The sequence below is a fragment of the Streptomyces sp. CA2R106 genome, assembly GCF_037034245.1.
Lineage (GTDB): Bacteria > Actinomycetota > Actinomycetes > Streptomycetales > Streptomycetaceae > Actinacidiphila.
The window spans coordinates 19,247-34,252 of sequence record NZ_JBAGKC010000027.1 but is presented as its reverse complement, the minus strand read 5'-3'; the positions used below and the strand labels follow the sequence as shown (position 1 = coordinate 34,252).

Annotated in this window: 12 protein-coding genes; 7 read left to right on the top strand and 5 right to left on the bottom strand. The window is 74.7% G+C overall.

What is annotated here, in order from left to right:
- Positions 1 to 65: 65 nt before the first annotated feature.
- The 3 genes from WA788_RS28465 to WA788_RS28455 all read left to right on the top strand — a co-directional run bounded on the left by WA788_RS28465 (position 66) and on the right by WA788_RS28455 (position 4,557).
- Positions 66 to 938, top strand: coding sequence for a DegV family protein (locus WA788_RS28465; protein WP_335982076.1), 873 nt, complete (start codon positions 66 to 68; stop codon positions 936 to 938).
- A gap of 125 nt (positions 939 to 1,063) precedes the next feature.
- Complete coding sequence (locus tag WA788_RS28460; protein WP_335982074.1) at positions 1,064 to 2,002, top strand: ComEA family DNA-binding protein; 939 nt, start codon at positions 1,064 to 1,066, stop codon at positions 2,000 to 2,002.
- On the top strand, positions 1,999 to 4,557 hold the full coding sequence (locus WA788_RS28455; protein WP_335982072.1) for a ComEC/Rec2 family competence protein: 2,559 nt from the start codon (positions 1,999 to 2,001) through the stop codon (positions 4,555 to 4,557). The genes WA788_RS28460 and WA788_RS28455 overlap by 4 nt, the downstream gene beginning before the upstream one ends.
- 53 nt (positions 4,558 to 4,610) lie before the next feature.
- On the opposite strand, the gene WA788_RS28450 is transcribed toward WA788_RS28455, so the two are convergent.
- A complete protein-coding gene (locus WA788_RS28450) occupies positions 4,611 to 4,874 on the bottom strand; it encodes a hypothetical protein (protein ID WP_335982070.1) in 264 nt (87 codons plus the stop codon).
- 62 nt (positions 4,875 to 4,936) lie between these two features.
- Here WA788_RS28450 and holA point away from each other — a divergent pair, with 62 nt between their 5' ends.
- A complete protein-coding gene (holA, locus tag WA788_RS28445) occupies positions 4,937 to 5,923 on the top strand; it encodes a DNA polymerase III subunit delta (RefSeq protein ID WP_335982068.1) in 987 nt (328 codons plus the stop codon).
- Positions 5,924 to 5,950: 27 nt separating this feature from the next.
- Here holA and WA788_RS28440 read toward each other — a convergent pair whose 3' ends face one another.
- Both WA788_RS28440 and rpsT read right to left on the bottom strand, forming a co-directional pair.
- Positions 5,951 to 6,883, bottom strand: coding sequence for a hypothetical protein (locus WA788_RS28440; protein WP_335982067.1), 933 nt, complete (start codon positions 6,881 to 6,883; stop codon positions 5,951 to 5,953).
- A 363-nt stretch (positions 6,884 to 7,246) separates the two neighbouring features.
- Positions 7,247 to 7,513, bottom strand: coding sequence for a 30S ribosomal protein S20 (gene rpsT, locus WA788_RS28435; protein ID WP_202233674.1), 267 nt, complete (start codon positions 7,511 to 7,513; stop codon positions 7,247 to 7,249).
- 205 nt (positions 7,514 to 7,718) lie between these two features.
- On the opposite strand from rpsT, the gene lepA reads away from it, so the two are divergent.
- The 3 genes from lepA to hemW all read left to right on the top strand — a co-directional run bounded on the left by lepA (position 7,719) and on the right by hemW (position 12,995).
- Entirely contained in the window at positions 7,719 to 9,602 is a 1,884-nt protein-coding gene (gene lepA, locus WA788_RS28430) for a translation elongation factor 4 (RefSeq protein ID WP_335982064.1), read from the top strand.
- A gap of 160 nt (positions 9,603 to 9,762) precedes the next feature.
- Positions 9,763 to 11,646, top strand: a complete 1,884-nt coding sequence (locus tag WA788_RS28425; protein ID WP_335982062.1) for an AMP-dependent synthetase/ligase — start codon at positions 9,763 to 9,765, stop codon at positions 11,644 to 11,646.
- Between the two features lie 116 nt (positions 11,647 to 11,762).
- Positions 11,763 to 12,995, top strand: a complete 1,233-nt coding sequence (gene hemW, locus WA788_RS28420; RefSeq protein WP_335982061.1) for a radical SAM family heme chaperone HemW — start codon at positions 11,763 to 11,765, stop codon at positions 12,993 to 12,995.
- Positions 12,996 to 13,014: 19 nt separating this feature from the next.
- Here hemW and WA788_RS28415 read toward each other — a convergent pair whose 3' ends face one another.
- Both WA788_RS28415 and WA788_RS28410 read right to left on the bottom strand, forming a co-directional pair.
- A complete protein-coding gene (locus tag WA788_RS28415) occupies positions 13,015 to 13,845 on the bottom strand; it encodes a DUF3097 domain-containing protein (protein WP_335982059.1) in 831 nt (276 codons plus the stop codon).
- A gap of 241 nt (positions 13,846 to 14,086) precedes the next feature.
- A complete protein-coding gene (locus tag WA788_RS28410) occupies positions 14,087 to 14,833 on the bottom strand; it encodes an MBL fold metallo-hydrolase (protein ID WP_335982058.1) in 747 nt (248 codons plus the stop codon).
- Positions 14,834 to 15,006: the final 173 nt, after the last annotated feature.

The following is a 15,006-nucleotide window of genomic DNA, read 5'->3' as shown; positions in this document are numbered from 1 at the left end:
CTGAGCCGCCCTGAGCCGCAGGTCCCGACGTGCCGCACCGCGCGGGGCCCCGGTAATCTCCCGACATGCCCCCGCACGTCTCCATCGTCACGGACTCCACGGCCTACCTGAGCCCGCAGGCCCTCACCCGGCACGCCATAAGCCTGGTCCCCCTCACCGTGGTGATCGACGACGAGGCGTTCGAGGAGGGCACCGACATCTCCGCCCCCGCCGTGGCCCGCGCCCTCCAGCGCCGCCGCCCGGTGACGACCTCCCGCCCCAGCCCCGCGGAGTTCACCGCGGCCTACGAGGCGGCCGCCGCGTCCGGCGCGCAGGCGATCGTCTCGCTCCACCTGTCCGCGGACTTCTCCGGGACGTACGACGCCGCGACCGTCGCGGCGAAGGAGGCGCCCGTTCCGGTGCGGGTCGTCGACACCGGGATGGTCGCGATGGCGCTGGGCTTCACCGTCCTCGCCGCCGCCGAGGCCGCGGAGGCCGGGGGCAGCCCGGACGACGTCGTGGCCGCCGCCGAGCGCCGCGCCGCCGCCACCTCGGCCTTCTTCTACGTCGACACGCTCGACTACCTGCGGCGGGGCGGGCGGATCGGTGCCGCGCAGGCGCTGTTCGGCTCGGCGCTGGCGGTGAAGCCGCTGCTGCGGCTCGCGGACGGGCGGATCGAACTCCTGGAGAAGGTGCGCACCGCGTCGAAGGCGGTGACCCGGCTGGAGGAGATCGTGGTGGAGCGGGCGGCGGCCGGCGCGGGAACCGGGGGAGAGGGCGGCGGGCGGGTGGACCTCGCGGTGCACCATCTCGCCGCGGGCGAACGGGCCGCGGCTTTGGCGGAGCGGCTGCGGTCGCGGGTGCCGGGGCTGGGGGAGCTGGTGGTGAGCGAGGTGGGCGCGGTGATCGGGGCGCACGCGGGGCCGGGTCTGCTGGGGGTGGTGGTCGCGCCGCGGTGAGGCGGGAGCGCTGATGTGGGTGCGGGGTCACCCACATGAGTGGCGAAGTTGTCCACAGGCGGTGGGTTCTCCACAGATCTCGGGGGCGGCCGTTCCGGGGGGTGCGGGCGGGCCAGCATCGAGGCATGGACATTTTGGACTCGTCGGAGTCGCTCAGTTCCCTCGGCCCGCTCAGGTTCCCCGGCGCGCGGACCTCCTCCGGTTCGCGGACCTCGTCGAGCGGGCCCGGTTCCGGTCGGCGGGACCGTAAGGAATCGGATGCCGCCGAGGCGGCGCGGGACCGTACCGCGGCGGTGTTCGGCGCGGCGCGCGAGGGGCCGTCTCTCGGCCCGCCGGTCGCGGGCGCGCCCGTCTTCGGGAGCGGGCCGCTCGGCCGCGCGCGGACCTGGCTGTTCGTGCGGTGCGGGCTGGAGCTGAAGACGGTGCTGGCGCTCACGGTCGTCCTCGCGGTGGCGGCCGGGCTCGCCGTCCAGCACTACTGGGCGGGGCGGCCCCGCACCGTCCGCGTCCCCGCGGCGCCGCTGCCGCCCGAGGCCGCCCCGGCGTCCCCGCCCGCAGCCTCCCCGCCGGCCGCACCGGTCCCGCCCTCACCGCCGCCCAAGCTCACCGTGGACATCGCGGGCAAGGTGGCCAAGCCCGGCCTGCGCAGACTCCCCAAGGGCGCGAGGGTCGCCGACGCGCTCACGGCGGCGGGCGGGCCGCTGCCCGGCACGGACACCACCGCGCTGAACCTCGCGCGGCCGCTCGCCGACGGTGAGCAGATCCTCGTCGGGGTCACCCCGCCGCCGTCGGTGGGCGGTGCCTCCGCGGGTGACGGTTCCGCGGGCTCCCCGGATGGCACCGGCGCCGTCGGCGGAGGCGGGGCCCCATCCGCGCCCCTCCACCTCAACACCGCCACCGAGCCGCAGCTCGACGCGCTGCCCGGTGTCGGCCCTGTCACCGCCCAGCGCATCGTCGCCTACCGCGCCCAGCACGGCGCGTTCACCTCGGTGCAACAGCTCCAGCAGATCCCGGGCATCGGGCCGCGCAAGTTCGCCACCCTCCAGCCGCTGGTCGAGCCATGAGCCCCGCCGGGGAGGCGCCGGAAGCTCCGCCGCGGGGTGAGGAGCGGGCGGCGGTGCACGCCGCGGCGGCCTCGCGGTTGGGCGCGGCACACCCGAAGCAGGAGGGGCCGCCCGACCTGCGGCTGGTCGGGCCCGCGCTGGCGGCGTGGGGCGCCGCGGCGGCGGTGCCGACGGTGGGGGCGGCGGTGGTGGTCGCGGGGTTGGTGGCGCTGACGGCCGTGGCCGCCGTGGCCGTGGGGGTCGTCGGGCTGGTCGGTGTACGGACCAGGGGAGTACCGGTCGGGTGGGGGCGGGTGAGCCTGGGGGCGGCGGCGCTCGCGACGGTGCTGTGCGGCGCGGTCGCGGCGGCGGCCGCGGCGTTGCAGGGCGCGGAGTTGACGCGGGGGCCGGTGCCGTCGCTCGCCCGGCACCGGGGCGGCGCGGAGGTCGTGGTGCGGGTGAGCGGCGACCCCTTCGCGCCGGAAGCCGGGGTGGGGGAGCCGTTGGTGGTCGTGCCGGCGGTGGTGGAGCGGGTCGGGCGGACCCGGCTGCGGACGCCGGTCGTCGTGATGGCGTCGGGCCCGCCGTCGGCCTGGCTGCGGCTGGTCCCGTCGACCCGGCTGGCCGCCACCGCGCGGTTCGCACCGGACGAGCGCGGGCGGACCGCGGCCTTGCTGCGGGTGAGGGGCGCCCCGCGGATCACCGGGTCCCCGACTCGCACCCAGCGCCTGGCCGCCCACCTGCGTGCGGGCCTGCGGAAGGCGGCCGCCCCGCTGCCCGCGGACGCCCGAGGGCTGCTGCCCGGTCTGGTGGTCGGGGACACCGCGGGGGTCCCGCCGGAGCTGGCGGAAGCGTTCAAGGCCACGGACCTGGCGCACCTGACGTCCGTGTCCGGCGCGAACCTCACGGTCGTGCTGATCCTGCTGATCGGGCCGCCCGGACTGGCCACGCGCGTCGAGCGGCGCGGTGTGGCCGCCCGGCTCGGACTGCCACTGCGCTGGACCGCGCTGGCCGGCGCCGCGCTCACCGCCGCCTTCGTCCTGGTCTGCCGGCCCGGCCCGAGCGTGCTGCGGGCGGCGGCGTGCGGTCTGATCACCCTGCTCGCGATCGGCACCGGGCGGCGCCGCTCCCTGCTCCCCGCGCTGGCCGGGGCGGTGCTGCTCCTGGTGCTCTGGGAACCGGAGCTGGCGCGCTCCTACGGTTTCGCGCTGTCGGTGCTGGCCACCGGCTCGCTGCTGACGCTGGCACCGCGGTGGGCCGCGGCCCTGCGCCGGCACGGGCTGCCGCCTCGTGCGGCGGAGGCCCTGGCCGCGGCGGCGGCCGCGCAGGCGGCGTGCGGGCCGCTGATCGTGGTGCTGTCGGCGCGGCTGAGCCTGGTCGCGGTGCCGTGCAACCTCCTGGCCGAGCCGGCGGTCGGTCCCGCCACGGTGCTGGGGTTCGCGGCGCTGGTCGTGGCCCCGTTCGCCCCGCTCCCGGCCCGCGGGCTGGCGTGGCTGGCGGGCTGGCCCACGCGGTGGATCGCCGCCGTGGCCCGGCACGGAGCCGCGCTGCCGGGCGCGGAGGCTGCCTGGCCCGGCGGGTGGGCAGGCGCGGCGCTGCTCGCGGTGGTCACCGCCGCGGCGGCGGTCTGCGGCCGCGGCCTGCTGCGCCGCCCGTGGCTGTGCGCGGGTCTGGCGGTCGCGCTGCTGCTCGCCCTGGTGCGGCCGGTGCCGCTGCCCCGCGTCACAGCCGCATGGCCGCCGCGCGACTGGCGGTTCGCGATGTGCGACGTCGGCCAGGGCGACGCGCTGGCGCTCGCCACCGGCCCGGGCAGCGCGGTCGTCGTGGACACCGGCCCCGACCCGGCCGCGGTCGACCGCTGCCTGCGCGACCTGCGGGTCACCTCGATCCCGCTGCTCGTCCTCACCCACTTCCACGCCGACCACGTCGACGGGCTGCCGGGCGCGCTGCGCGGCCGCCGGGTCGGCGCGATCGAGACGACCACGCTGGACGACCCGCCCGGCCAGGCCGCCCAGGTCCGCCGGCAGGCCGCGGCCGCCGGGGTGCCGCTGCGCCGGGTGGCCCCGGGCGAGCAGCGCGCTCTCGGCCCGCTCACCTGGCAGACCCTGTGGCCGGCCCCCGGCTCAGGCCCGCTCCCGTCCGGCGCGCCCAACGACACCAGCATCGCCCTCCTGGTCCGCGACGCCGGCCTCACCCTCCTCCTGCTGGGCGACCTGGAACCCGACGTCCAGGCCCAGGTCCTCGCGGACCACCCCGACCTGCCCCGCGTCGACGTCCTCAAAGTCGCCCACCACGGCTCCGCCTACCAGGACCCGGCCCTCCTCGCCCGCGCCCACCCCCGCCTCGCCCTCATCAGCGTCGGCGCCGACAACCCCTACGGCCACCCCGCCCCCCGCACCCTCACCACCCTCCACTCCCTCGGCGCCCTCACCCTCCGCACCGACCAGGACGGCCCGATCGCCCTCACCGGCACCACCCCCGCCACCCTCCACACCACCTACCGCCCCCACCCCCACCCGGCCACCCCCCGAACCCGGGCGCCCACAGGGCCAGTTGGCGATGACGCCGACGGGTGAGGCGAGGTGGCTGACGCTGGGTGGGCCGGCGTCCGGCGCGGGTGAGGTGGGGCCTACGGGGTGTCGCGGTCCTCCTCGAGCCAGCCGCCGTGGTGGGAGGCGATGTCGTCGAGGGCCGCGGCGGCGGGGAGGTCGTCGGGGTCGTCGGATTCGACGATCACGAGCCACTGGGCGTCCTCGGCGTCGTCCTCGCCGGCGAGGGCGTCGCGCAGCACCCGCGGTTCGTCGGGGAGGTCGAACTGCTCGGAGAGGAGCTCGGCGACCTCCTCGGCCGCGTCGCGTTCGGGCAGCACCAGGACATGTCGTACGTCGGTCACCACGGCATTGTGCCCGAGGTGGGAGGGCCGGGTGTCGGTGGGGCGTGGGATGCTGGTCGGCGATGGCCAGGAAGACCGCTTCAGACGACGTACTCGCTCCGCTGACGCTCGCCGTCGGCCAGGAGGACCTGCTGCTGGACCGCGCGGTGCGCGAGGTGGTGACCGCGGCGAAGGCCGCCGACCCCGACACCGACGTGCGGGACCTGCCGTCGGAGGCGGTGCAGCCGGGCACGCTCGCGGAGCTGACGAGCCCGTCGCTGTTTGCCGAGCGCAAGGTCATCGTGGTGCGCAACGCGCAGGACCTGTCGGCGGACAGTGTGAAGGACGTCAAGGGGTATCTGGCCGCGCCCGCCGAGGAGATCATCCTGGTGCTGCTGCACGCGGGCGGCGCGAAGGGCAAGGCGCTGCTGGAGGCGGCCCGGAAGGCCGGGGCGCGCGAGGTGGCCTGCCCGAAGATGACCAAGCCGGCCGACCGGCTCGGGTTCGTCCGGCAGGAGTTCCGCACCCTCGGCCGGTCCGCGACCCCGGAAGCGGCCCAGGCGCTGGTCGACGCGATCGGCAGCGATCTGCGCGAACTGGCCAGCGCCTGCGCCCAGTTGACCGCCGACGTGGACGGCACCATCGACGTCGACGTGGTGGCGCGCTACTACACCGGCCGGGCCGAGGCCACCGGCTTCGAGGTCGCCGACCTCGCGGTGACCGGGCGGGCCGCCGAGGCGCTGGAGCGCTTGCGGTGGGCCCTGTCGGTCGGCCAGCCGCTGCCCGGCATCACCTTCGCGCTGGCCTCGGGGGTGCGGTCGATCGGCAAGCTCGCCTCGGCGCCGCGCGGCGCCAACCCCGGCCAGCTCGCCCGCGACCTCGGCATGCCGCCGTGGAAGATCGACCGGGTCCGGCAGCAGATGCGCGGCTGGTCCGCGGACGGCGTCTCGGTGGCCCTGCGCGCGGTCGCCGAGGCGGACGCGGCGGTCAAGGGCGGCGCGGCGGACCCGGCGTACGCGCTGGAGAAGGCGGTGGTCACCATCGCCCGCGCCGCCCGCTCCCGCACCTGACGCCGCGCCCCGCGCCGAAGAACCCCGCTACGACTTGAGCTTCGGCAGCGTCGCCCGCGTCGCGGCCTTCACCCACGTCGCCCCCTGCGTGGCCGTCGCCGGGGAACTGGAGCTGCCCACCGAGTAGTTGCTCCACTGCATGGTGTACGTCACCCAGCCGTCGCGCACCGCGAGCGTCACGTAGGAACTGCTCGTCGTGGTGTCGCTGACGAGGTACGCCTCGTCGCCGTAGCCCTTGACCGGGGTCACCGTGTAGTGGTCCGTGTGCTGGGTGTAGCTGCGCCAGCTGTCGGCGAACTCCCCGCTGGGGTCGGTCTTCTTGTGCAGGTCCACCTCGACGTACACGTACGAGTCGGGGTACGACTCGGACTCCTGCTGGAGGCTCTCGTCGCAGTACATCTCGTCCAGCGTCGGGGTCTTGGCGGTGTACTGCGTCGGGTCGTCGTCGTCCTTCGGGTAGGTGGACTTGAAGGCCGACAGGTCGACGGAGTCGCAGAGCTTGCTGACGAGCTTGTACCCGCGCAGGTCGGCCTTGGGCGAGGAGTCCTTGCCGAACAGCAGCACCCCGCCGCCCCACAGCGCCGATGCCACCACGGCGCCCACCACCGCCCACAGCACCGCCCGCCCGGCACCGCCGGAGCCCTGCGCCGCCCCGGGCGCACCCGGCATCCCCGGCGCACCCGGCGGCAGGTAGTACCCCTGCGTCGGCGGCTGCGGCGCGGCACCGGGCTGCCCGGGCTGCCCCGGCTGTCCCGGCTGGGCCACCCCCGGCTGCCCCGGCGCCGGCGGCCCGAAGGCGCCTGCCTGCGCGTAAGGATTGTGCTGGGCCGGTACCGGCGTCCCGTACCCGCCGACCCCCGGGGCTTGCGGCGCCTGCGGGGGCGTCGGTGCCGAGCCGGGAACAGGCGGCGCGGGCTGCTGGTAGGGGTTCGAACTCGGCTGCTCGGGCGGCGTCGACATACGCCGAGACTAGCGGCAGCGGTACCCCTGCGGGGATGGTCGGTCACGGAACGCTCACGTACCCGTGACGCCCCCGCGACCTGGCGGTACGCAGGTGACGTGAGGGGCGGCCCGGGACGTGCGAGAGCCCGCCCGGGCGGACCCGGGCGGGCTCTCGGAAAGACGTCCGGCGCCGCAGGCACGTGGCGAACGTCCGCGTGCGGCGCGCTGGGTCGGGGCCGTGCCGGTCCGGGCGGTAGAGGGGCCGCTCGTTCCGGTTGCCGGCGGTGCCGCGATCCGTGACGTGGTCCGGCTGTCCAGCTGTCCTGCTCGTTCAGCGATCCGCTGGTTTCAGCGATGCGCTGGTTCAGCGGTCCCGCTGGTTCAGCCCTGGAGCGCGGAGACCGACTGAGCCAGCGCCGACTTCTTGTTGGCGGCCTGGTTCTTGTGGATGACGCCCTTGCTCACGGCCTTGTCGAGCTTCGCGGAGGCGGCGCGCGCGGCGGCGGTGGCCTTCTCGCTGTCGCCGGCCGCGACGGCCTCGCGGGTGCGGCGGATCGCGGTCTTCAGCTCGGACTTGACGGCCTTGTTGCGCTGGCGCGCCTTCTCGTTGGTCTTGTTGCGCTTGATCTGGGACTTGATGTTCGCCACGAAAGAGCCTTCTCAGGTTCGTCTGGCCGCCGGCTTGTGCCGTCGGCGGGTCGAGCAGAGTGCGCGCCTCGGGTAGAGGGCACGAGACGCACCGGCCCAGGCTAGCAGCAGCACGCGCGCCCTCCCAAACCGTGCCCGCCCCCCGGTCATGGGACTATGGGGGACAGTCCGCCCGTCCTCACGTTCTCAAGAAACTGGACCCCGCGTGCCCGCGACCCCTTCTCCTCTGCCGCACGACGTCCCGGAGCCGAGCCGTACCGACCCGGCGCTGATCCGGAACTTCTGCATCATCGCCCACATCGACCACGGCAAGTCGACGCTGGCCGACCGGATGCTCCAGCTCACCGGCGTCGTCGACCAGCGGCAGATGCGCGCCCAGTACCTCGACCGGATGGACATCGAGCGCGAGCGCGGCATCACGATCAAGTCGCAGGCCGTCCGCCTGCCGTGGGCGCCGACCGCCGGCGACGACCAGGGCCGCACCCACATCCTCAACATGATCGACACCCCCGGCCACGTGGACTTCACCTACGAGGTGTCCCGCTCGCTGGCCGCCTGCGAGGGCACGATCCTGCTGGTCGACGCGGCCCAGGGCATCGAGGCGCAGACGCTGGCCAACCTCTACCTCGCGATGGAGAACGACCTCACCATCGTGCCGGTGCTCAACAAGATCGACCTGCCGGCCGCCCAGCCGGAGAAGTTCGCCGAGGAACTGGCCAACCTGATCGGCTGCGACCCCGCCGACGTGCTGCGGGTCTCCGCGAAGACCGGCGTCGGCGTGGACGCGCTGCTGGACCGGGTGGTCCGCGACGTGCCGGCCCCGGTCGGCGTCGCCGACGCGCCCGCCCGCGCGATGATCTTCGACTCCGTCTACGACTCCTACCGCGGCGTGGTCACCTATGTCCGGGTGATCGACGGGCAGCTCACCAAGCGCGAGCGGATCAGGATGATGTCCACCGGCGCCGTGCACGAGCTGCTGGAGATCGGCACCAACTCCCCGGAGATGCTCGCCGCCGACGGCCTGGGCGTCGGCGAGGTCGGCTACCTGATCACCGGGGTGAAGGACGTACGCCAGTCCAAGGTCGGTGACACCATCACCACCCAGTCGGCCGGCGCGACCGAGGCGCTGGGCGGCTACAAGGACCCCAAGCCGATGGTCTTCTCCGGCCTGTACCCGCTGGACGGCTCGGACTACCCGGAGCTGCGCGAGGCGCTGGACAAGCTCCAGCTCAACGACGCGGCGCTGGTCTACGAGCCCGAGACGTCCGCCGCCCTCGGCTTCGGCTTCCGCGTCGGCTTCCTCGGCCTGCTCCACCTGGACGTGATCCGGGAGCGGCTGGAGCGCGAGTTCGGCCTCGACCTGATCGCCACCGCCCCCAACGTGGTCTACCGGGTCACGATGGAGGACGGCACCGAGCACACCGTCACCAACCCCAGCGAGTTCCCCGAGGGCAAGATCGCCGAGGTGCACGAGCCGGTGGTGCGCGCCACCGTGCTCGCCCCCACCGAGTTCATCGGCGCGATCATGGAGCTGTGCCAGAACCGGCGCGGCTCGCTGCTGGGCATGGACTACCTCTCCGAGGACCGGGTGGAGATCCGCTACACCCTGCCGCTGGCGGAGATCGTCTTCGACTTCTTCGACCAGCTGAAGTCCAAGACCCGCGGCTACGCCTCGCTGGACTACGAGCCCACCGGCGAGCAGGCCGCCGACCTGGTGAAGGTCGACATCCTGCTGCACGGCGACAAGGTCGACGCGTTCTCCGCGATCACCCACAAGGAGAAGGCGTACGCCTACGGGGTGCGGCTGGTCGGCAAGCTGCGCACGCTGATCCCGCGGCAGAACTTCGAGGTGCCCATCCAGGCCGCCATCGGCGCCCGGGTGATCGCCCGCGAGACGGTCCGCGCCATCCGCAAGGACGTCCTCGCCAAGTGCTACGGCGGCGACATCTCCCGCAAGCGCAAGCTGCTGGAGAAGCAGAAGGAGGGCAAGAAGCGGATGAAGATGGTGGGCAACGTCGAGGTGCCGCAGGAGGCGTTCATCGCGGTGCTGTCCACCGACAGCGAGGGCGAGGCCAAGGCGAAGAAGTAGTGCCGCGCGCGGTGGGCGCGGGCTGGGTGGGGACGGGCGGCGCGGTCACGGTTTGCGACCCGCCGCCCGTCCCCCCTTACATCACGGACGTATGGCCTCTACCCTGATCGCGGATAGGTTACTGGTGAGTTAAGAACGCCGTTCGGGCCCGGAGGTTGTCGTGACCGACACGCAGACGTTGATCGAGAACCGGCCGCCGTCCGTGGCCACGCTCTTCCTGGAGCGCGTCGACGCGACGCCGGACGCCGAGGCGTACCGCATGCCGGTGCCACCCGCGTCCGGGGAGGGCCCCGACGAGTGGCGGTCGCTGACCTGGGGCCAGGCCGCCACCAGGGTCCACGCCATCGCCGCCGGCCTGATGGACCTCGGGGTGCGCCCCGAGGAGCGGGTCGCGATCGCCGCGAACACCTCGGTGGACTGGATTCTGGCCGACCTCGGCGTGCTGTGCGCCGGCGCGGCGACCACCACCGTCTACCCGTCGACCAACGCCGACGAGACCGCGTTCATCCTCGCCGACTCCGGCAGCCGGGTGCTGATCGCCGAGGACGCCGCGCAGCTGGCCAAGGCCCGCGCGCGCCGCGCCGAGCTGCCCGACCTCGCGCACGTGGTGGTGATCGACCCGGCCGCCGCCACCGACGCCGACAACGACGGCTGGGTGCTGTCGCTGGCCGACCTGGAGAAGCGCGGCGCCGCCTACCTGGAGCAGCACCCGACCGCCGTCACCGACGCGGTGGCCGCGCTCACGAAGGACCAGCTCGCCACCCTGATCTACACCTCCGGCACCACCGGCCGCCCCAAGGGCGTGCGCCTGCCGCACGACGCCTGGGCGTACATGGCCCGCGCCATCCAGGCGGTCGGGCTGCTCGACGAGAACGACGTGCAGTACCTGTGGCTGCCGCTCGCCCACGTCTTCGGCAAGGTGCTCACCGCCGGGCACATCACCATCGGCCACGTCACCGCCGTGGACGGCCGGGTCGACAAGATCATCGAGAACCTGCCCGCGGTCCGGCCCACCTACATGGCCGCCGTGCCGCGGATCTTCGAGAAGGTCTACAACGGGGTCGCCGCCAAGGCCAGGGAGGGCGGCAGCGCCAAGTACAAGATCTTCCAGTGGTCCGCGCAGGTCGCCCGCGACTACGCCAAGGCCGCACAGAACAGCATGCGGCTGACCGGCTCCCCGACCGTCCCGCTGTCGCTGCGCAGCAAGCACGCGGTCGCCGACCGGCTGGTCTACAGCAAGCTGCGCGAGGCGTTCGGCGGCAGGCTGCGCGCCTGCGTCTCCGGGTCGGCCGCGCTCGCCCCCGAGATCGGCTTCTTCTTCGCCGGCGCCGGCATCCACATCCTGGAGGGCTACGGCCTGACGGAGTCCAGCGCGGCGAGCTTCGTCAACCCCGGGGAGTCCTACCGCACCGGCACCGTCGGCAAGGCGCTGCCCGGCCTGGAGGTGCGCATCGCGGAGGACGGCGAGATCCTGCTGCGCGGCCCGGGCATCATGCAGGGCTACCACGGGCTGCCCGAGCAGACCGCCGAGGTGCTGGAGCCCGACGGCTGGTTCCACACCGGGGACGTCGGGGAGCTGTCGCCCGACGGCTTCCTGAAGATCACCGACCGCAAGAAGGACCTGATCAAGACCTCCGGCGGCAAGTACATCGCTCCGGCCGAGGTCGAGGGCCAGTTCAAGGCGGTGTGCCCGTTCGTCAGCAACGTCCTGGTGATCGGCGGCGGCCGCAACTTCTGCTCCGCGCTGCTCGCCCTCGACGAGCCCGCGCTGCTGGGCTGGGCCGGCGACAACGGCCTGGCGGGCCGCTCCTACGCCGAACTCGTCGGCACCGAGCAGGTGCGCGAGCTGATCGACGGCTACGTCCAGGAGCTGAACGCGGGGCTCCAGCGCTGGCAGAAGATCCGCCAGTTCCGCATCCTCCCGCGCGACCTCGACGTGGAGCACGGCGACCTCACGCCCAGCCTCAAGCTGAAGCGGCCGGTCGTCGAGCGCGAGTTCGCGCCGCTGATCGACGAGATGTACGCGGGCGCCGTCGAGGCGTAGCCGGCCGGGCAGGAGCCGGGGGCCCGCGGCGGGAAGGAGCCCGGCCGTACGGCGCCCGGTCCGCGGCGCGCGCGGGTGGCGGGATGCGGTGCGCGCGGGTGGCGGATACTGGACGGATGCCATCCGTACTCCCCGACGGGGAACCCGTGCCCGCGGACGGCGCCCTGCCGGCCGCCGCGCTCGCGGCCGCCGCCGGTCGCCCGCTCGGCTTCTACCTGCACGTGCCGTACTGCGCCACCCGCTGCGGCTACTGCGACTTCAACACCTACACCGCGAGCGAGCTGCGCGGCTCGGGCGGCGCGCTGGCCTCGCGGGACAACTACGCCGACGTGCTCGTCGAGGAGGTCCGGCTCGCCCGCAAGGTGCTCGGCGACGACCCCCGCCAGGTCGACACCGTGTTCGTCGGCGGCGGCACCCCCACGCTGCTGCCCGCCGCCGACCTCGGGCGGATGCTCGCCGCGATCCGCGACGAGTTCGGTCTCGCGCCGGACGCCGAGGTCACCACCGAGGCCAACCCGGAGTCCGTCGACCCGGCCTACCTCGCGGAACTGCGGGCGGCCGGCTTCGACCGGGTGTCGTTCGGCATGCAGAGCGCCCGGCAGCACGTGCTGAAGGTGCTGGACCGCACGCACACCCCCGGGCGCCCCGAGGCATGCGTCGCCGAGGCCCGCGCCGCCGGGTTCGACCACGTCAACCTCGACCTGATCTACGGCACCCCCGGGGAGAGCAACGCCGACTGGCACGCGTCGCTGGACGCGGCGATCGGCGCCGGACCCGACCACGTCTCGGCGTACGCGCTGATCGTGGAGGAGGGCACCCAGCTGGCCCGGCGCATCCGCCGCGGCGAGGTGCCGACGACCGACGACGACGTGCACGCCGACCGCTACCTGATCGCCGAGGAGCGGCTGTCCGCGGCCGGCTACGGCTGGTACGAGGTGTCCAACTGGGCCACCGGTCCGGCCGCGCGCTGCCGCCACAACGAGCTGTACTGGACCGGCGCCGACTGGTGGGGCGCCGGGCCCGGCGCGCACAGCCATGTCGGCGGGGTGCGCTGGTGGAACGCCAAGCACCCGGGCGCCTACGCGCAGGCCCTCGCGGAGGGGCGCAGCCCCGGGGCGGGCCGCGAACTGCTCAGCGCCGAGGACCGCCGGATCGAGCGGGTCCTGCTGGAGCTGCGGCTCGCCGACGGCTGCCCGCTGGACATCCTCGCGGAACAGGGTGCCGCGGCCGCCGCCCGGGCGGTAAGGGACGGCCTCCTGGAGCCCGGTCCTTACGGTGAGGGCCGCGCCGTCCTCACGCTGCGCGGCCGCCTGCTCGCCGACGCCGTGGTCCGGGACCTGGTCGACTGAAGGCCCCGGCCGCCCCCGGCTACGGCGCCGTCACGAAGTCGATCAGGTGCTCCACGGCGCCCAGCAGCTCCGGCCGCAGGTCCTTGTACGACGCGACCGACGCCAGGATGCGCTGCCACGCCTCGCCCGTCGTCAGGTCGCTCCAGCCCAGCGCCCGGCACACACCGGTCTTCCAGTCCTCGCCGCGCGGCACCCGCGGCCACTCCGCGATGCCCACCGACGACGGCTTCACCGCCTCCCACACGTCGATGAACGGGTGCCCGACCACCAGCACGTCCTCGTTCGTGACGGACGCGGCGATCCGGGACTCCTTCGAGCCCGGCACCAGGTGGTCCACCAGGACGCCCAGCCGCGCGTCCGGGCCGGGGGCGAACTCCCGCACGATCGCGGGCAGGTCGTCCACGCCCTCCAGGTACTCCACGACCACGCCCTCGACCCGCAGGTCATGGCCCCACACCCGCTCCACCAGCTCCGCGTCGTGGCGGCCCTCCACGTAGATCCGCCCCGCCCGGGCCACCCGCGCCTTCGCGCCCTGCACCGCGATCGACCCCGACGCCGACAGCAGCGGCCCCCGGGGCGCCGGCGCCCCGCCCCGCGGCCGTACGAGGGTCACCGTCCGCCCGTCGATCAGGAAGCCGCGCGGCGCCATCGGGAACACCCGCAGCTTCCCGAAGCGGTCCTCCAACGTCACGGTCAGGCCCTCGGCGGTCTTCTCGACCCGCACCACGGCCCCGCAGAAACCCGTGCGGATCTCTTCGACCACCAGGTCCCGTTCTGCGGCCACTTCCGGTGCCGGGTCGGACTTCTTCCACGGCGGTGTGAGGTCAGGGTCATAACTCCTGCTGCGCATGCGCACGATCGTAGAGCCTGACCCCCCGCCGTTCCCGGATCTGCCGGCTCCGGGACCACCTGTCGTCAGTGGCTGGTCGCGCAGTTCCCCGCGCCCCTTTTGGGTACGCAGCGTTCTTTCGCGGAGGGGCCGCACATACTCAGGGGCGCGTGGGGGTCCCTCCCAGGCGAAGCTCTGGGGGAGAACTGCGCGACAAGCCCACCACCGGCAGGTGGTCCCGGAGCCGGCAGGACGGGGCGGCCTAGGGGGTCAGGGCACCCCGCAACCGGCGGACAAAGCGCGCGTCGACCACCGCGCCGTGCCCGGGGACGTAGCGCGCGGTCTCGCCGCCGAGGGCGAGGAGGGCGTCTAGCGCGGTCGGCCACTGCGCGGGGACGGCGTCGGGTCCGGCCTGGGGCGGCCCGGACTCCTCCACGAGGTCGCCGCAGAACAGCACCGAGGGATCGCTCGGGCTGGCACCGGGCACGTGCACCACGATGTCGTGGCCGGTGTGCCCCGGCCCGGGGTGGAGCAGGGTCACCGGCCGGTCCCCGAGGTCGAGGGCGAGCCGGTCGAGGACGGGCCGGGTCGGCCGGCGCAGCGCGGCGGCCGCGGCGGCGGCCTCCGCCGGATCGACGCCGTGCGCGACCGCGTCCGCCCGCATCGCCTCGGCGTCCCCGGCCGGCGGGCCGCCGAGCGCGCGGTGCCCGTACACCTCGGCCTCGGGGAAGGCCGCGGCGCCGAAGACGTGGTCGAAGTGCCCGTGGGTGAGCACGACATGGGTCACCGGCCGCCCGGTCAGCGCTTCGGCCTGCGCCCGCAGTTCCGCGCCCTCGCGCAGCGTGGACCCGGTGTCCACCATCAGCACCCCGTCCGTGCCGACCACCAGCCCGATGGTCACGTCGAGGTGCGGCAGCCGCCGCCGGGCGACTCCCGGGGCGAGCTGCTCCCACCCCGACCCGCCGGCGCCCGGCACCGCCCCGGCTCCGGCCCTCTCCTCATCGCTCACGACCCGACGCTATCGCCCCGCCCGCGCCGCCGCGCGCGGGCACCCGCCCCCGGCGCACCCCCTCACGCCCCCACCCGCCCTCCGTCCGCACGCGCGCCCGGGCCGGCGTACGTACCGCGCGTATCGCCCGTACCGCCCGTACCGGGCCGCCGGGCAAGACCGGATCGCCGTCG

Bases quoted from the DNA above. Each gene is read 5' to 3' on its own strand.
- WA788_RS28465 (WP_335982076.1), top strand. From the start codon at position 66: ATGCCCCCGCACGTCTCCATCGTCACGGACTCCACGGCCTACCTGAGC.
- WA788_RS28460 (WP_335982074.1), top strand. From the start codon at position 1,064: ATGGACATTTTGGACTCGTCGGAGTCGCTCAGTTCCCTCGGCCCGCTC.
- WA788_RS28455 (WP_335982072.1), top strand. From the start codon at position 1,999: ATGAGCCCCGCCGGGGAGGCGCCGGAAGCTCCGCCGCGGGGTGAGGAG.
- holA (WP_335982068.1), top strand. From the start codon at position 4,937: ATGGCCAGGAAGACCGCTTCAGACGACGTACTCGCTCCGCTGACGCTC.
- WA788_RS28440 (WP_335982067.1), bottom strand. From the start codon at position 6,883: ATGTCGACGCCGCCCGAGCAGCCGAGTTCGAACCCCTACCAGCAGCCC.
- hemW (WP_335982061.1), top strand. From the start codon at position 11,763: ATGCCATCCGTACTCCCCGACGGGGAACCCGTGCCCGCGGACGGCGCC.
- WA788_RS28415 (WP_335982059.1), bottom strand. From the start codon at position 13,845: ATGCGCAGCAGGAGTTATGACCCTGACCTCACACCGCCGTGGAAGAAG.